This window comes from Archangium sp. (genome assembly GCF_045802675.1).
Classification (GTDB): Bacteria; Myxococcota; Myxococcia; order Myxococcales; family Myxococcaceae; genus Archangium.
The window spans coordinates 22,152-36,119 of sequence record NZ_JBJMQO010000091.1 but is presented as its reverse complement, the minus strand read 5'-3'; the positions used below and the strand labels follow the sequence as shown (position 1 = coordinate 36,119).

Genomic DNA, 13,968 nt, shown 5'->3' with positions numbered 1-13,968 from the left:
CATGAAACTCCTCCTCGTCAGTCCGCAACCCGGTTGTCCCGTGAGCCAGCAGCTCACGGAGTGGGGACACGAGGTGCTCCAGGCCGGGGGCGTCGAGCAGGCGGGGGGGCTGCTCCGAGGGGTGGAGGGGGTCCTGGTGGTGGGCGCCGGGCGTGAGGTGGCCCGGGACATGGCCCGGCTGAGCACCTCGGAGACGCGGCCCCGGCCCTTCCTCCTGGCGCTCGTTCCTTCTTCGGCGGAACAGGTGTCCCTGGAGGCGCTGCTGGCCGCGGCGGTGGATGACTTCCTGGTCATGCCCTGTGAGCCGGCCCAGCTCCAGCTGCGGCTCGAGTGGCTCTCCCGGCGCAGGCAGGCCGGAATGCAGGCCACGCGCGAGGCCTCCCCCTCATCCAATGCGCTCGAGCGGCTGTCGGCCATCATCCAGACGCAGAGCGACATCGCGAGCGCCGGGCTCGAGCTCGAGAAGGTGATGCAGCTGATCGCCGAGCGCGCGCTGCACCTGTGTGGCGCGTCCGGCGCGTCGATCGCCCTGGCCCAGGGGGATGAGCTCGTCTACCACACGACCCTCGGCAAAGCGGCCATCCATCAGGGCTTCCGGCTGCCGCTCTCGCAGAGCCTCACGGGGATGAGCATCCTGCGCGGCGAGGTGCTCCACACCCGGGACACCGAGAATGATCCGCGGGTGAACGTGTCGGCCACGCGCGCCACCAACGTGCGCGCGATGATCATCGTCCCGTTGCAGCGGGTCGGCGCCACGGTGGGGGCCATCAACGTCACCTACGAGGAGCCCAACGCCTACGCCGACCTGGACGTGCGGACGCTCGAGATGATGGGCCGGTTGCTCGGCGCGGCGATGAGCAACGCCGCCGAGTTCGAGTCCAAGAGCAACCTGGTCTCCGAGCTCGCCATGGCGCTCACCGCGCTCCAGGAGACGCAGCAGCGGTTCCGCTCGTTCATGAACAACGGGCCGGTGCTGGCCTTCATGAAGGAGGAGTCGGGCCGGCGGGTGTGGGTGAACGAGCCCTACGCCCGCTTCTTCCATCGCGATGTGGACTCGCTGGTGGGGATCTCGGACGCCGAGCTGTTGCCCCCCGAGGTGGCGGAGCGGGTGCGGCAGGAGGACCTGGCCGTGCTGTCCTCCGGGGTGTCCAGCCTCTCCGAGCAGATTGTGCCCTCGCCGGATGGAACGACGCATTACTGGCTCAACCACAGGTTCGTCGTGAGCGATGAGAATGGCCGGCGGTTGCTCGGCGCGGTGGTGCTCGACATCACCGCGCGCAAGCACGCCGAGGGCTCCCTGCGCCGCTCCGAGGAGAGCTTCCGCGCCCTCATCGAGGGGCTGCCGGAGGCCATCTTCGTGCACCACGAGGATTGCCTGCTCTACGTCAACCCGGCGGGGCTCGTCTTCCTGGATCAGCCCTCGGCGGAGGGGCTCGCCGGCAAATCCCTGCTCGAGCTCATCCATCCGGAGGACCACCGCGCCGCCGCCAGCGTGCTCGAGGGCTCGGCCGCGAGCGTCCGCACCGGAGTGCGCGAGGTGCGCTTCCTGCGCGCGGGCGGCCAGGTCCGCACGGCCGAGCTCAGCGCCATACCGCTGCTCTTCAACGGGGAGCAGGCCACGGTGGTGAGCGCTCGGGACATCACCGAGCGCAAGCAGATGCAGGCGCGGCTGCTACTCGCCGACCGGTTGTCGAGCGTGGGCACGCTGGCGGCCGGCGTGGCCCATGAAATCAACAACCCGCTCGCCTTCGTGCTCTCCAACCTGGGCTTCCTGGAGGAGGAGTGCCAGCTGCTGGCGAAGGACCTCCCGAGGGAGCGGCTGCACGAGGTGGAGGACGTGCTGCGCGAGACCCGCCAGGGAGCCGAGCGGGTGCGGGCCATCGTGAGGGATTTGCGGACGCTCTCGCGGGACGAGGGCGAGCACCTGTCCGAGGTGGACGTGGGCGGGGTGGTGGAGTCGAGCCTGGGACTGGTGCGCAACGAGCTGCGTCACCGGGCGCGGCTGGTGAAGGAGCTGGAGCCGGTGCCGCGGGTGCGCGCGAGCGAGGGACGGTTGGGGCAGGTGCTGCTCAACCTGCTCATCAACGCGGTCCAGGCGCTTCCCTCCGGAGCACCTGGCCGCAACGAGGTGCGCGTGCGGGTGTGCTCCATCGCCGAGCGGGTCATCATCGAGGTGCAGGACACGGGGTGCGGCATCGCCCCGGACATCCGCGATCACATCTTCGACCCGTTCTTCACCACCAAGCCGGTGGGGATGGGGACGGGGCTGGGCCTGTCCATCTGCCATGGCATCGTGACGGGCCTGGGCGGAGAGCTGACCGTGGAGAGCGAATTGGGCCAGGGCTCCACCTTCCGCATCTCGCTGCCCGCCGCCGAGGCGCAGAAGGACTGATTGCCTCGCAGCTCGCGCGCGAGGGCATCACCGCCAACGTCATCTGCCCGGCCCTGGTGGAGACCGGTGGGCGTCTCGGCTCCTGGACTCCGTGCTCGGCCTGGGATGCCCGCCGGTGTCTCGTGTCCGTGCAAGGGCTCGGAATGATGGAGCGCCTCGTTGGCCCGTGACTTGCGTTGGGTTCGGCTCCGCCGCGCGCGCCTTCGTGTGGGCTCTCTCCGAGCCACCCGCGCCGGCCAGGAGAGATGCACATGACCAGCGTAGGCCGGAGTCGCAACGACGATACCCTCGTGCTCGGGATGAACCCGCACACCCAGCTCGAGGCCGATGCCATCCAGCGAGCCAACCCGACCGCCCGGGTGACCACCATCCAGGACAGCTTCCAGAATGATCAGGTGCGGGCCCCGGGTCTGGACGGCAAGCAGCACGTCCACGACCTCCGCACGGATGCGGGCATCCGGACCTTCGTGGGCACCCTGGGGTTGCCGCTCGCTCAGGGTCAGCAGGTGGCGGTGGCCATCGCCAGTGCCGGTGATGATGCACGTGACGAGCTCGCGCAGCTGGCGCAGGTGTGGGCCCGGGCGGAGAAGGGCGGTGTCATTCCCTCGCGCCTCGTGCTCTCCGGGCACAGTGGTGGCTTCAGTTTGTGGGGCGACGAAGGACCCTTCAGGAACGGCTCGCTCACCCGTGACAGCCTTGCCCGGCTCGCAGTGGCCATGCCCAGGGCGGCGGCCCGGGTCGAGGACCTGTGCATCGCCGCCTGCAACAATGGTTTCGAGACCACCGTGGATGCGTGGCGCGCGCTCTTCCCCAACCTCGAGACGATGTGGGCCTACAAGGGCAGCGCTCCTGGCTCCGCTTCGGGCGCAACGGCCCATCTGTCCCGGTGGGAGAAGGCAACGCGCGGCGAGGTGGAGGCTCTCCGGCCAGACCTGGCCCGGGGACTGCGTAAGGGCGAGAACCTCGCGGTGTGGTCGCGTAGGGAGGGCTACCAGACGGCCACGGTGAACGAGAGCGTCTCCAACCTGCGTGCCCGTCAGGCCGCCGGTCATGCGGCGTTCGAGCGCTACTTCCGAGGAGACGAGCAGGTGCGTGATACCCAGCACGGCCCGCTGCGCGAGCACTACAACACCGTGCAGGCACTGCTGGGCCGGCCGGAGGTTCCCGCCTCCGAGCGAGCCGGGCTCGAGCAGGCGCGAGACCAGACCCTCCGATTGTTGTTCTACGAGAACGTCGCCACCCGGTTCCAGCAAGCGCACGGGAGCAGCATCCAGCGAGGCTTCGCGGCGCTGGGCCAGCGGGCTCCGGACTTCTCGCGTGTCAGTCGCTCGGAGGCGCTGGCGCTCATCCAATCGTTCGAGACCGAGCTCGCCCGCCGGCATCCCCGTCCCGTGGAGGCTCAGCGGCTGTTGCCCCTGCTCACCGAGGGACTGCGGGATCTCCAGCGCTCGCGCATCCCGGAGAACTGGCTATGAGAACGAGCCGCTATCTTGGGTGGGTCATGGGGTTGCTGCTGTGGGGAGCAGACGAGTCGGCTCGCGCCTCGTCTGACGCGGGAGTACTGCCTTCGGCCCCGGAGGCGGGCGTGTCCGTCTCCCCGGAGTTGCTTGCACGCTGTGAGGCGGACTTCGAGCGTGTGGTCCGCGAGGAGGGGTCTTCCCCTGTGGCCCGCAAGCAGACCCGGGCGCTGCTCTCCGGTCTCTCCACCGCCTGCGTGGAGGTGCTTCCCGCCACTCTTCGAGAGGGCGCGGCGGAGGCCGCGGCACTGCGGGGAGCTGAGCGCTCTCGACGTCTCATCGAGGCGGCCCGTTCATTCTTGCCGGAGGGCTGTCTGACGCCGTCCGGTACGAGTGCCAATGCCGTGGAGTCGCGCTGCCCTCCGCAGGAAGATTTCCTCACGCCTTCAGCGCAAAGAGACCTCGACACGGGGAGCTACGTGTTCGCGCTCGCAGTGAGGGGGCAACTGCGTATGCGGGGGGCGTACGGTAATCGGGCGCAGCGCTGGGTCGACGAGTTCATCCTCCGGACCATGATTGAGAACGAGGAGCGTCGAGAGCGGGGCGCTCACTGAGCGGGGTGGGGGAGCCCGGAGGGCGAGGGGGATTGCTCCGGATCCTCCACGGGCACTCCCGCCATCTTCAGCACCCGCAGCGCGTTCGTGGTGTCCACCACCCCCTGCCGCAGCCGGTAGTCGAACACCATCTTTCCGTTCTCCAGGTGGTCACGGAAGTGCATGTTCACCACCTTCCCGCCGTACTCCTCCGCCAGGCTCGCCAGTGAGAGGTCGTGCGTCGTCACCCCTCCGCACGCTCCCGTCGCCAGCAGCAGGCGCAGCACCTCGCGCGAGGCGATCTGCCGCTCCCGCGTGTTCGTCCCGAGCAGGATTTCGTCCAGCAGGAACATCGCCTGCCCCTTCGCCGCCGCCGCCGCGTCCAGCACCGCCTTGATGCGCTGCACCTCCGCGTAGAAGTACGACACGCCCCGCTCCAGCGAGTCCTTCACCCGCATGCTCGTCAGCACCTGCATGGGCGTGAGCGAGAACGACTGCGCGCACACCGGCGCTCCCGCCAGGGCCAGCACCGCGTTGAGTCCCAGCGAGCGCAGCAGCGTCGTCTTCCCCGACATGTTCGAGCCCGTGAGCAGCAGGGCGCTCCCCGGCCCGGGCAGCTCCACGTCGTTGAGCACCGGCTCGTCCAGCAGCGGGTGTCCCAGCCCTGTCGCCTTCACCCTCGGCCCGTGCTCCTCCAGCGTGGGCCAGGTGAAGCCCGGCCGGTCGTACGCCAGCCCCGCAAGGCACGTGAGCGCCTCCAGCTCCGCCAGCGCGTCGAACCAGCCACGCACCTGCGCGCCGTGCCGCTCCCTCCATCCCTCGAGCGCGAACAGCGCGTGCACGTCCCACAGCGTGAGCAGGTGCACGATGGGGTGGAACTGGTGCCGTTTGAATTCCACGAATGAATAGAGCCGACTGAAGCCCTTGAGGTGCGCCGACACCGGCGCCTCCCCCTCGCGCTGCAGGCCCGAGCACACCCGCCGCAGCTCCGGGTGCTCGAAGCGCTCCCGCTCCACCCGCTCGAAGACGGGGGCGTAGCGCACGAAGCCGCGCTCGCCCGCGCTCATCCGCTCCTCCATCGCCCTCAGCGGCCGCTTCGTCGCCACCACCACCGCCAGCTGCGCCAGCACCCCGCCGTACCACAGCGTCCCGGGCACCACCTCGAAGCTCCCCAGCACGAGCAGCGTCAGCGTCACCAGGGGCAGCCCCACCGCCAGGGGCCTCGCCCACCGGATGCTCGAGAGGGAGGGCCCGCTCTCCGCCCACTGGATGAAGAGGCCCGGGTCCGCCTTCTCCTTCGCCACCGTGCGCGCCTCCACGCACACGTCCTGGCGGAAGTCCACCCGCGGCGCCAGCTCGCGCGCCGCTCCCTGCCTCGTGCGCACCTGCTCCGCCCGCGCCAGCGAGGACAGCCACCCCGCGAGCCGCTCCTCGCCCGCCCGGGTCGCCGTTTCGTTCATCAGCTGGAAGACGCTGCCCTGCCCGAAGACGTCCAGGTCCGTCGCGTACAGGTGCGAGCCCGTCAGGAAGCGCTCCCCCCGCTCGGCGAAGTCGTGCCAGCCCCGCGTCAGCCGCGCCAGCCCCCGCTCGTTGAGCTGCACGTACAGCCGCTGCCGCTCCTCGCGCAGGAACACCTGGTGGTGCAGCACCGCCAGCACCCCGTACACGACGAGCGCCGCCCCGGCCGCCCACCACCACACCTTCGGCAGCCGGTTGAACAGAACGAGCAGGGCCGCCGCGAGGCCCGCGATGAACACCACGGCGCGCAGGTTGGCGTAATGGGCACTCACCCCATCCAACCGCTTCAGCTCCGCCTCGGCGGAGGCGCGGCGCTCGGTGTACGTGCGGTGGGGCGTGGAGGACTCGGCGGGCGGAGTATTCACGGGCGCGCGCATGCTGGGTCGCCCGGGCGGACAGGGCAAGCCTGGAGACGCACGCGGTGCCCGGAAAATGGCGAACCCCGGTGCCAGACCCGTGGGGACGGATGGCAACCGGGGCTCTCGCATGTCGTGCCCGCTAACCGGGACACGCGGGGGCGGCACTTCCTGTTGTGCTCACCTCGGCGACGCGGTGACGGGCCACCCCCACCCCCGGTCCCTCTCCCGATGGAGAGGAAGGGCGCCCGCTCGACACCCGTGTCACTTCTCCTTGGAGGCGATCTTCCGCAGCGCCTTCTGGTCGCGGATGCAGAGGATGCGGCCCACGTTGCCCAGCACGCCGTCGCGCTTCATCTCGTTGATGAGCGTGGAGACGAAGGAGCGCGAGGCGCCCACCAGGTCCGCCAGATCCTGCTGCGTAATGCCGCGCAGGTCGGTCTCACCGCCGTGCGGGCAGCGCTCGCCGTGGGCCTCGGCCAGGGTGAGCAGGGTGTCGGCCAGACGGGCCGGCACTTCCTTGAAGGTCAGGCCCAGCACGCGCTTGCGCAGGGCACGCACGCGCTCGGCGTAGGCGCGGACCACGTCCACCGCCAGGGCGGGACGGGCCTCGAGCTGGGCGCGGAAGTCGCGGCCCTCGATGCTCCACACCTCGGCCTCACCGGAGGCGATGGCCATCTCCTCCACCGGGGTGCCCTCGGGACGGAAGAGCTCACCGAAGAGGTCGCCCGGGCGGAGGATGCTCACCACCGAGCGCGAGCTGTTCTTGCCCAGCCGCATCAGGCGCACGCGGCCGCTCTTGAGCAGGTACACGCGGTCCGTGGTGTCGCCGGGGCGGTAGATGACCGAGTTGTGCGGGAAGGACTCGACCTTGAAGTAGCCCTTGAAGTCGATGGCCTCCTGGCCAGGGATCAGCTTGTTCGCCGTCACCAACATGCCGGAGGACGTGGTCTGGATGGGGGCAACGACGTTGGAGCCGATAGGACCGAGGGGGCGATTGAAACCGTGCATGGCGGGCACTCCTGCAGGCGGTTGAAAGTTGGGTTGCTGTGCTGCGGACGGAACAGTCCCTTTCCAAGCTTTGTGCCAACGCCAACGCTTTTACCGAGTCGTGAAAAACCCTGGAATGACGGCTACTTGGCGCTACAGCCCGCCTTTCTCACCTTCCAAATGTCCGAAACCTGAAACAGAACGTTCAAACAGTCTGATCAACGTGAACGTTTCGTTCAATTCGTGCGGGGAGTTGTCGGACGGGTGACAGTGTCGGGAAGGCGGCCTTTGCCGCCTAGGCCTGCGAATCCTGTCGGACGCCGTACTTCTGAAGCTTGCGCTCCAGGGTGGGGCGACTGATGCCGAGGATCTGGCACGTCTTGCCCTTGTGCCCCTTGGTGACGGTCAGCGTCAGTTCGATGAGCATCCGCTCCGCCTCCTCCAGGGTGGGGATGCGGCTGGGGTCGTCGATGGGCGCCACCATGAAGTTGGGCAGGGTGGGGCCGGTGGGGTGGCCGTTGGGGCCGGCGGGGTGGCCGTTGGCGCCGGGCTCGGGCAGGAGGGGCTCCAGGGCGGGGAGGTTCTCCGAGAGCAGCACCTCGCCCGGGGCGAGCACCACCGCGCGGGTGAGCACGTTCTCCAGCTCGCGCACGTTGCCCCGCCAGGGCAGGCGCGTGAGGTGGGCCAGCACCTCGGGGGGCACCCGGGTGACGCGCTTGTGCACCTTCTCGTTGATGCGCTCGAGCAGGTGGTGCACCAGCAGGGGGATGTCCTCGCGCCGCTCGCGCAGCGGGGGAATCTGCAGCGTAATCACCTTGAGGCGCTGGTAGAGGTCCTCGCGGAAGCGCCCCGAGGTCACCTCGTCGGACAGGTGCCGGTGGGTGGCGGCGATGACGCGGGCGCGCAGCTTTATCCGCTTGACGCCGCCCACGCGCTCGAACTCGCGCTCCTGCAGCACGCGCAGCAGCTTGGACTGGAGCATCAGCGACATGTCGCCGATCTCGTCCAGGAAGATGGTGCCGTCCTCGGCGACCTCGAACTTGCCGGGCTTGACGGCGTTGGCGCCGGTGAAGGCGCCCTTCTCGTGGCCGAACAGCTCGCTCTCCAGCAGCGTGTCGACAATGGCCGAGCAGTTGATGCCGATGAAGGGCTTGGGCTCGTCGTAGGAGTAGTTGTGGATGACGCGGGCGATGAGCTCCTTGCCCGTGCCGCTCTCGCCGTTGATGAGGACGGTGGCGCGGCTGCCGGCCACCTTGCCAATCTCCTTGACGAGCTGCTGGATGAGCGGGCTGTTGCCCACGATGTCACCCAGGCGCGCCGCGGTCGTCTCCACGTTCACCGTGGCCGCCCGGCGGGAGAGCTGCCGGTACTCCAGGGCGCGCGCCACCACGATGTCCAGGGCCGCCAGGTCCGGGAAGGGCTTGTGGATGTAGTCGAAAGCCCCGGCCTTCATGGCCCGGATGGTGGTCTCCATGTCGTGGAAGGCCGTCACGAGGATGATGCGCGCGTCCCCGCACAGGCTCTTCATCTCCTCGATGATGTCCAGGCCCGTGCGGTCCGGCAGCTTCATGTCGAGGATGACGACGCTCGGCATGGCCTCCTGGGCGAGCCGCAGCGCCTGGGCCGCGCTGGTCGCCGTCACCACCTGGTAGCGCGGAGAGCCGTCGTGCTCGATGTCCTCGAAGTGCATCCTCAAGGACTCGAGCAGCGAGAGGTCGTCGTCGACGATGAGAAGCGTCTCCATGTTCCTCAGGTGGCAAACGTGAGCGTGAACACCGCGCCCGTCCCGGGGCCGGTCTCGGCGGAGACCTCACCCCCCTGGTGCACCAGCACGCGGCGCAGGGCCGCCAACGTCAGCCCCGCCCCTCGCGCCAGCCGGCACTCGAAGGGCTCGAAGAGCGAGCCGCGCTCCTCTTCCGACAGGTCTTCCGCCGGATCCTTCCACCGCATCAGCACCCGGCCCTGGGGGCCCGTGAGGATGGACACCTCCACGTTGCCTCCCTCCCCGAGCCCCATGGCCACGTTGAGCAGCGCCTGGGCCAGCACCGGCCGCAGCCTCCCCGCGTCCACCTTCACCCGGGGCACGTCCGGCGCCTCGTCCACGCGCACCTCCACGCGGCGCTCGGCCAGCTCCGGCGCCACCATGGCCATGGCCTCCTGCAACAGCGTGCGCGGCGGGTGCTGCTCCAGGTTGGGCGTGCTGTCCCGGCCGTACTCGGACACCATCCACAGCATCCGCTCCAGGGTGCGGATTTCGCGGTTGGCGATGGTCAGCCGGCGCTGGTCCCTCTCGGACAGGCCCGTGTTCCGGGCCAGCGTCTGCACCGCCATCTTCACCGAGCTCAGCGGGTTGCGCAGCTCGTGGCTCAGCTGCGAGGCGAGCCCCGAGAGCTGCACCGGCGGCGCTCCCTCCAGGAAGGCGCGCAGCTCCACCACCGAGGCGCAGGCCTCGCCCCCCTCCAGGCCGAGCGTCAGCCGCAGCGGCACGGGGTCCGCCCCGCCCAGCGCCGCATAGAAGAAGTCCACCGCGCGGGCGTCGCGGCGGGCCAGCGCGTCCAGCTCGCGCACCTTGTCGGCGGTGGTCCCCAACACCACGTGCAGGGGCCGATCCATCACTTCCGAGGCGGGACGGTGCAGCACGGTCTCGCAATCCCCCTCGACGCGAGTCACGCGCAGGCTGGGAGACCATGAAATCTGGGCGGCTTGCAGCAGGTGGAGGTTCATGGGCAGGTGCGAAACATAACGAGTCACCATCCCTCCTGTCCCCCTACATGGCGAGGAGGTTCTCCTTTAGAATCCGATACTTGGCGCCCTGGCCACCCGTGCAGTGGCCCCGCCGGGCGCCCGAGTGTCCGCTTGCTGACGGTTGGGGTCCCACGGAAACCCGCCAGCCGTCCCGTCCGGGAAAGCCCGGATAGGTGCGATCATCCTCCCGATGACGGATGGAGGACGAGGGGGAGCCCCTGTAGGTTGCGCATCGTCGGTGGTGGCCACCCCACCTTCCGCCACCCCCCACGTCCCAGGAGCTTTCACATGACCGCCAACAAGAAGAACCTGAAGAAGCTGGCCCGCCGTCGTGGTCAGGGCATGACCGAGTACATCATCATCGTCGCCCTGATCGCCATCGCGGCCATCGGCGTCATCACCCTGTTCGGCAACAACATCCGCAAGCTCTTCGGCGCCTCCGCCGAGGCCCTGGCCGGCAACGAGGACGTGTCCAACACGGGCCAGACCGCCAGCCGCCAGCTGCAGCGCAAGTCGCTGAAGACCTTCGGCGAGAACTCGGCCGACTGAAGCAGCGCGCCGCTCACGCGGTGGTTGTTCCCGAGGGGCGGTCTCCGGAAAGGGGCCGCCCTTCGTGCTTGCGGGGCCGGAGCGCCAGGGCCAGGGCGCCGAGTGCCAGCCCCGAGACGAGCGCCCCCAGCCGGAAGCTCAGCGGGCGGTAGTCGAAGCGCACCGCGTGCGCCCCCGGAGGCACCCGCACCGCGCGCATGACGGCGTTGGCCCGCCGCACCGGGACAGGCTCCCCGTCCAGCGTGGCCTCCCAGCCGGGGTAGTACGCGTCACTCAGCACCAGGTAGCCCGGGCCGCACGCCTCCAGCGTTACTTCCACCCAGGACAGGCCCGCCCTCGTCACCCGTGCCGTCGAGCCCTCGCAGCCGGGGCCCTCCAGGGGCTCCCCCTCGGCGAGCAGGGCGGCGTGGCGCAGCGGTTGAGTGGCGTCTACGAAGGCCGCCTGGGCCTCCGCGTCGCTGGCGTCGCGCGCGGTGTGCACCACGAAGGCCCTCGGCACGGCGGTGTCCGAGCGGTAGAGCGTGGGCAGCCCCGGCAGGGCGAGCACCGGCACCAGGTCCGCGAAGGGAGGCGGGCCCCGGCGCACGTAGTAGCCCACCCCCGCCAGGTCGAAGGCCGCGCGCGCTCCGGACTCGTAGAGGGACTCGATGCGCAGGGGCTCCGGCGCGCCGTAGCCCTCGAAGACGCGCAGCCGCTCCTCGACGAAGCGGTTGGGCACCAGGGCGTCCCGGCTGAGCGCGATGTACGTGCCGCCCTCTCCCGGCAGCGGCGCGGCGGTGGCGCTGACGGTGGTGGGGACCTCGGAGAGCTCGTCCGAGGAGAGATCCACGCTGACACGGCCCGCGTACCCGGGAGGAAGGGCGGCGGCGAGCCGGGACGGACGGCGGAGCGACTCGAGCGGCGCGCTGCCCGTGCCCCCCTGCATCAGGTGGAAGGCGGCGAGCTCCACCAGGGCCACCCCCGCCAAGGCACGGCGCACCCGGAAGGCCCGGCCCGGCCCGGCGGCGGGAAGGAAGAAGGCCAGGGCGCCCGCGCCGAGCGCCAGCACCACCCAGGGCAGTCCCGCCTCCACGCCGGAGCGGAAGAGGGGAAGCCGGGCGAGGGGCGGGCCCAGCAGCAGCGCGGCGAAGAGGGCGGCCACGACTCCGGCCACGTGCTTCAGCGAGCGCCGTCCCCTCCGGGCCCGGCGGGAGAAGGCGTCGAGCCCGAAGGCCGCGAGCACCGCCACGCAGAAGGCCGCGCCGACGAAGTACTTCACCGGGTAGCGGAAGAGGTGGAAGGGCGGGAGGTGGAGGAGCAGGGCCGCCGGGGGGAAGTGTGCGCCGAGGGCGAGCAGGGTGAGTCCGAGCGCCCCCCACGCGAAGGGCCGCGTCCGCCGCGAGCGCCCGAGTCCTCCCGCGAGCGCCAGGGCGCAGACGAGCGTGCCCAGGAAGAGAACGAGGATGAAGAACTGGTCGTCACCCGCCCAGTAGCGCGAGCGCGGGTGCTCGGCGAAGGGCCACGCCACCGAGAGGAGCTGCGGCCAGGACAGGGACCACTCCAACTGGTCCACCCGCCCCGCGCCCCGGGTGGAGTTGTGGGCGAACTCGAGCGCGGGCAGGGCCACCAGCGCCCCGAGCGCGAAGCCCCAGGCGAGCCCCGCTCCAGTGGCCATGAGCGTGCGCACCTCGCGACGGGCGGCGAGCGCCACGGCGAGGGCGAGCGGGGCCTGCCACAGCCACGTCTCCGGAGAGCCCGCGAGGAAGGCGAGGCCCGCGACGAGGGCCACCTGCGCGGTGCGGCGAGGCGAGGGCCGGAGCGCGGCGCGGCGCGAGGCGAGCAGGAGCAAGCCCGTCCAGGCGGCGGCGCTGGCCACGTTCTGCTGGGCCGACAGCACGGCGAAGGGCGCCGAGAGCGCGAAGGCGGCGGAGCCCAGTACGGCCGCGGGGCGCGAGGCGCGCAGGTGGCGCAGCAGGAGGAAGGTGCCCGCCGCGGCGATGACGACGTGCAGCAGGTGCTGGAGCGTGAGGCCGAGCTCTGGCCCCGCGAGCAGCACGGTGAGGAGCCTCGGTGGGTAGAAGACCTGGGAGTACAGCGTGGCGGCGAACGGCTGGCCGAGCCTCGGGTACGGATTCCACAGGGGCAGCTCCCCGGCCCGCAGCGACTCGAGGAGGAAGGCGGAGTCGGGGATGAAGATGCGGAAGGCGTCCCGTCCGGCCATCACCCGGCCCTGGAGGACGCTCCGGTACACGAGCGCCAGGCCCGCGAGCAGCCCCAGCCAGGGCCCGAGCCGCCTGCGCACCGCCTCGCGCATCAGCTCGCGAAGCCCAGCCGGCGCAGCATCACCCGGCGGATGCTCGGAAGGCGGAAGCGGTAGATGAGCGCGTCCGAGAAGTAGTGCGCGAGCACCACGGCGAGGCTCAGCGTGGTGAGCCCGCGCAGCACCACGTGCGACTTGAGGTCCGTGGCCGCGGCGCTCACCGTGCCGTGCGCGGGCCCGGCGATGACCAGGTGCACCACGCCGAGCGCCAGCAGCGGCAGCATGGACAGCACCATCAGCGGCCACACCCAGGCGCGGCCCACGCGCGACGGCGAGTCTCCCTCGCGCGGCTCCAGCATCCGGGCCGAGAGCAGGTAGTACTCGAGGCCGTGCAGGCCGGGCAGCATCACGTTGCCCCAGGCCGGAGCCACCAGGGTGAGCCCCGTGGCCACGGCGACGGTGAGCAGGTAGAGCACCTTGGGCCCACTGGCTGACCCCGAGCGCAGCAGGGTGCGGAACAGCAGCCCGAAGTAGCCGAGCCACACCGTGAGCAGCACCGCCAGCGCGCCATGGGGCAGGGGCGTGCCCTGGTGGATGTCGAGGTACGGCGTGTCACCGGGGAGCGAGGACTCGGCGACGAAGAAGAGGCGCACCAGCACCAGCGTCAGCATCAGCGGGACGAACGCCAACTGGAGCCGGCGCTCGAGCGGGGTGGGGGCCGCGAGCCCCGCCTGGAAGCCGCGCAGGGTGTGCAGCGCCCAGAAGCCCTTGCACTGCGAGAGGATGTGGTGCAGCCCGAAGACGTTGAAGAGGACGCCCACCACGTAGCCGTAACCCGTGGCGTCCACGTAGTAGAGGGAGAAGAGCAGCGCTCCCACCGCGAGCATCCCGAGGCTCCCGAGCAGCACCTGCCTCGGCTGGCGGGGCTCGGCGGTGAGCACGTCCCGGTGCACCGCGAAGAGCAGGAAGGTGAGCACCACGTGGGTGCCATTGCCCAGCAGGTACTGGGCCGTCCAGATGGCCATCCGGTTCACGGTGCCGGACGCCGCTGGCGCCAGCAGCGCGCCCGTCGTCCACGCGAGCACCGTGAAGACCAGGGGCACCATCAGGAGGAGCGCATCCTGACTGG

10 protein-coding genes are annotated in these 13,968 nt (G+C 70.5%); 4 read left to right on the top strand and 6 right to left on the bottom strand.

Translation table 11 applies throughout. From position 1 onward, the window contains the following. The first annotated feature begins 1 nt into the window (after position 1). The 3 genes from ACJ8AN_RS25920 (at position 2) to ACJ8AN_RS25910 (ending at position 4,463) form a co-directional block, all read left to right on the top strand. Positions 2-2,392 (top strand): ATP-binding protein, encoded by a 2,391-nt coding sequence (locus tag ACJ8AN_RS25920; protein WP_407758148.1) that lies wholly within the window; start codon positions 2-4, stop codon positions 2,390-2,392. 251 nt (positions 2,393-2,643) lie between these two features. Further along, on the top strand, positions 2,644-3,867 hold the full coding sequence (locus ACJ8AN_RS25915; RefSeq protein WP_407758147.1) for a hypothetical protein: 1,224 nt from the start codon (positions 2,644-2,646) through the stop codon (positions 3,865-3,867). Positions 3,868-3,977: 110 nt separating this feature from the next. Further along, positions 3,978-4,463, top strand: coding sequence for a hypothetical protein (locus tag ACJ8AN_RS25910; protein ID WP_407758146.1), 486 nt, complete (start codon positions 3,978-3,980; stop codon positions 4,461-4,463). Here the strand turns inward: ACJ8AN_RS25910 and ACJ8AN_RS25905 are convergent. The 4 genes from ACJ8AN_RS25905 to ACJ8AN_RS25890 all read right to left on the bottom strand — a co-directional run bounded on the left by ACJ8AN_RS25905 (position 4,457) and on the right by ACJ8AN_RS25890 (position 10,060). Beyond that, the gene (locus ACJ8AN_RS25905; RefSeq protein ID WP_407758145.1) at positions 4,457-6,337 is read right to left on the bottom strand and encodes a MutS-related protein; all 1,881 of its coding nucleotides are present in this window, start codon (positions 6,335-6,337) and stop codon (positions 4,457-4,459) included. The two genes, ACJ8AN_RS25910 and ACJ8AN_RS25905, sit on opposite strands and share 7 nt — an antisense overlap. A 243-nt stretch (positions 6,338-6,580) precedes the next feature. After that, positions 6,581-7,327 (bottom strand): Crp/Fnr family transcriptional regulator MrpC, encoded by a 747-nt coding sequence (gene mrpC, locus ACJ8AN_RS25900; protein WP_309894764.1) that lies wholly within the window; start codon positions 7,325-7,327, stop codon positions 6,581-6,583. Positions 7,328-7,601: 274 nt separating this feature from the next. After that, a complete protein-coding gene (locus tag ACJ8AN_RS25895) occupies positions 7,602-9,050 on the bottom strand; it encodes a sigma-54-dependent transcriptional regulator (protein WP_407758144.1) in 1,449 nt (482 codons plus the stop codon). A 5-nt stretch (positions 9,051-9,055) separates the two neighbouring features. Continuing rightward, the gene (locus ACJ8AN_RS25890; RefSeq protein WP_407758143.1) at positions 9,056-10,060 is read right to left on the bottom strand and encodes a sensor histidine kinase; all 1,005 of its coding nucleotides are present in this window, start codon (positions 10,058-10,060) and stop codon (positions 9,056-9,058) included. Positions 10,061-10,339: 279 nt separating this feature from the next. On the opposite strand from ACJ8AN_RS25890, the gene ACJ8AN_RS25885 reads away from it, so the two are divergent. Then, complete coding sequence (locus ACJ8AN_RS25885) at positions 10,340-10,600, top strand: hypothetical protein (RefSeq protein WP_407758142.1); 261 nt, start codon at positions 10,340-10,342, stop codon at positions 10,598-10,600. Positions 10,601-10,613: 13 nt separating this feature from the next. Here the strand turns inward: ACJ8AN_RS25885 and ACJ8AN_RS25880 are convergent, their stop codons facing one another. Both ACJ8AN_RS25880 and ACJ8AN_RS25875 read right to left on the bottom strand, forming a co-directional pair. After that, positions 10,614-12,893 carry a YfhO family protein gene (locus ACJ8AN_RS25880; protein ID WP_407758141.1) on the bottom strand — a complete coding sequence of 760 codons (2,280 nt, stop codon included), beginning with the start codon at positions 12,891-12,893 and terminating at the stop codon, positions 10,614-10,616. Further along, entirely contained in the window at positions 12,893-13,945 is a 1,053-nt protein-coding gene (locus ACJ8AN_RS25875) for a hypothetical protein (RefSeq protein WP_407758140.1), read from the bottom strand. The genes ACJ8AN_RS25880 and ACJ8AN_RS25875 overlap by 1 nt, the downstream gene beginning before the upstream one ends. Between the last annotated feature and the right edge of the window lie 23 nt (positions 13,946-13,968).

Bases quoted from the DNA above. Each gene is read 5' to 3' on its own strand.
- ACJ8AN_RS25895 (WP_407758144.1), bottom strand. From the start codon at position 9,050: ATGGAGACGCTTCTCATCGTCGACGACGACCTCTCGCTGCTCGAGTCC.
- ACJ8AN_RS25875 (WP_407758140.1), bottom strand. From the start codon at position 13,945: ATGGTGCCCCTGGTCTTCACGGTGCTCGCGTGGACGACGGGCGCGCTG.
- ACJ8AN_RS25905 (WP_407758145.1), bottom strand. From the start codon at position 6,337: ATGCGCGCGCCCGTGAATACTCCGCCCGCCGAGTCCTCCACGCCCCAC.
- ACJ8AN_RS25880 (WP_407758141.1), bottom strand. From the start codon at position 12,893: ATGCGCGAGGCGGTGCGCAGGCGGCTCGGGCCCTGGCTGGGGCTGCTC.
- ACJ8AN_RS25920 (WP_407758148.1), top strand. From the start codon at position 2: ATGAAACTCCTCCTCGTCAGTCCGCAACCCGGTTGTCCCGTGAGCCAG.
- ACJ8AN_RS25915 (WP_407758147.1), top strand. From the start codon at position 2,644: ATGACCAGCGTAGGCCGGAGTCGCAACGACGATACCCTCGTGCTCGGG.
- ACJ8AN_RS25890 (WP_407758143.1), bottom strand. From the start codon at position 10,060: ATGGTGACTCGTTATGTTTCGCACCTGCCCATGAACCTCCACCTGCTG.
- mrpC (WP_309894764.1), bottom strand. From the start codon at position 7,327: ATGCACGGTTTCAATCGCCCCCTCGGTCCTATCGGCTCCAACGTCGTT.
- ACJ8AN_RS25885 (WP_407758142.1), top strand. From the start codon at position 10,340: ATGACCGCCAACAAGAAGAACCTGAAGAAGCTGGCCCGCCGTCGTGGT.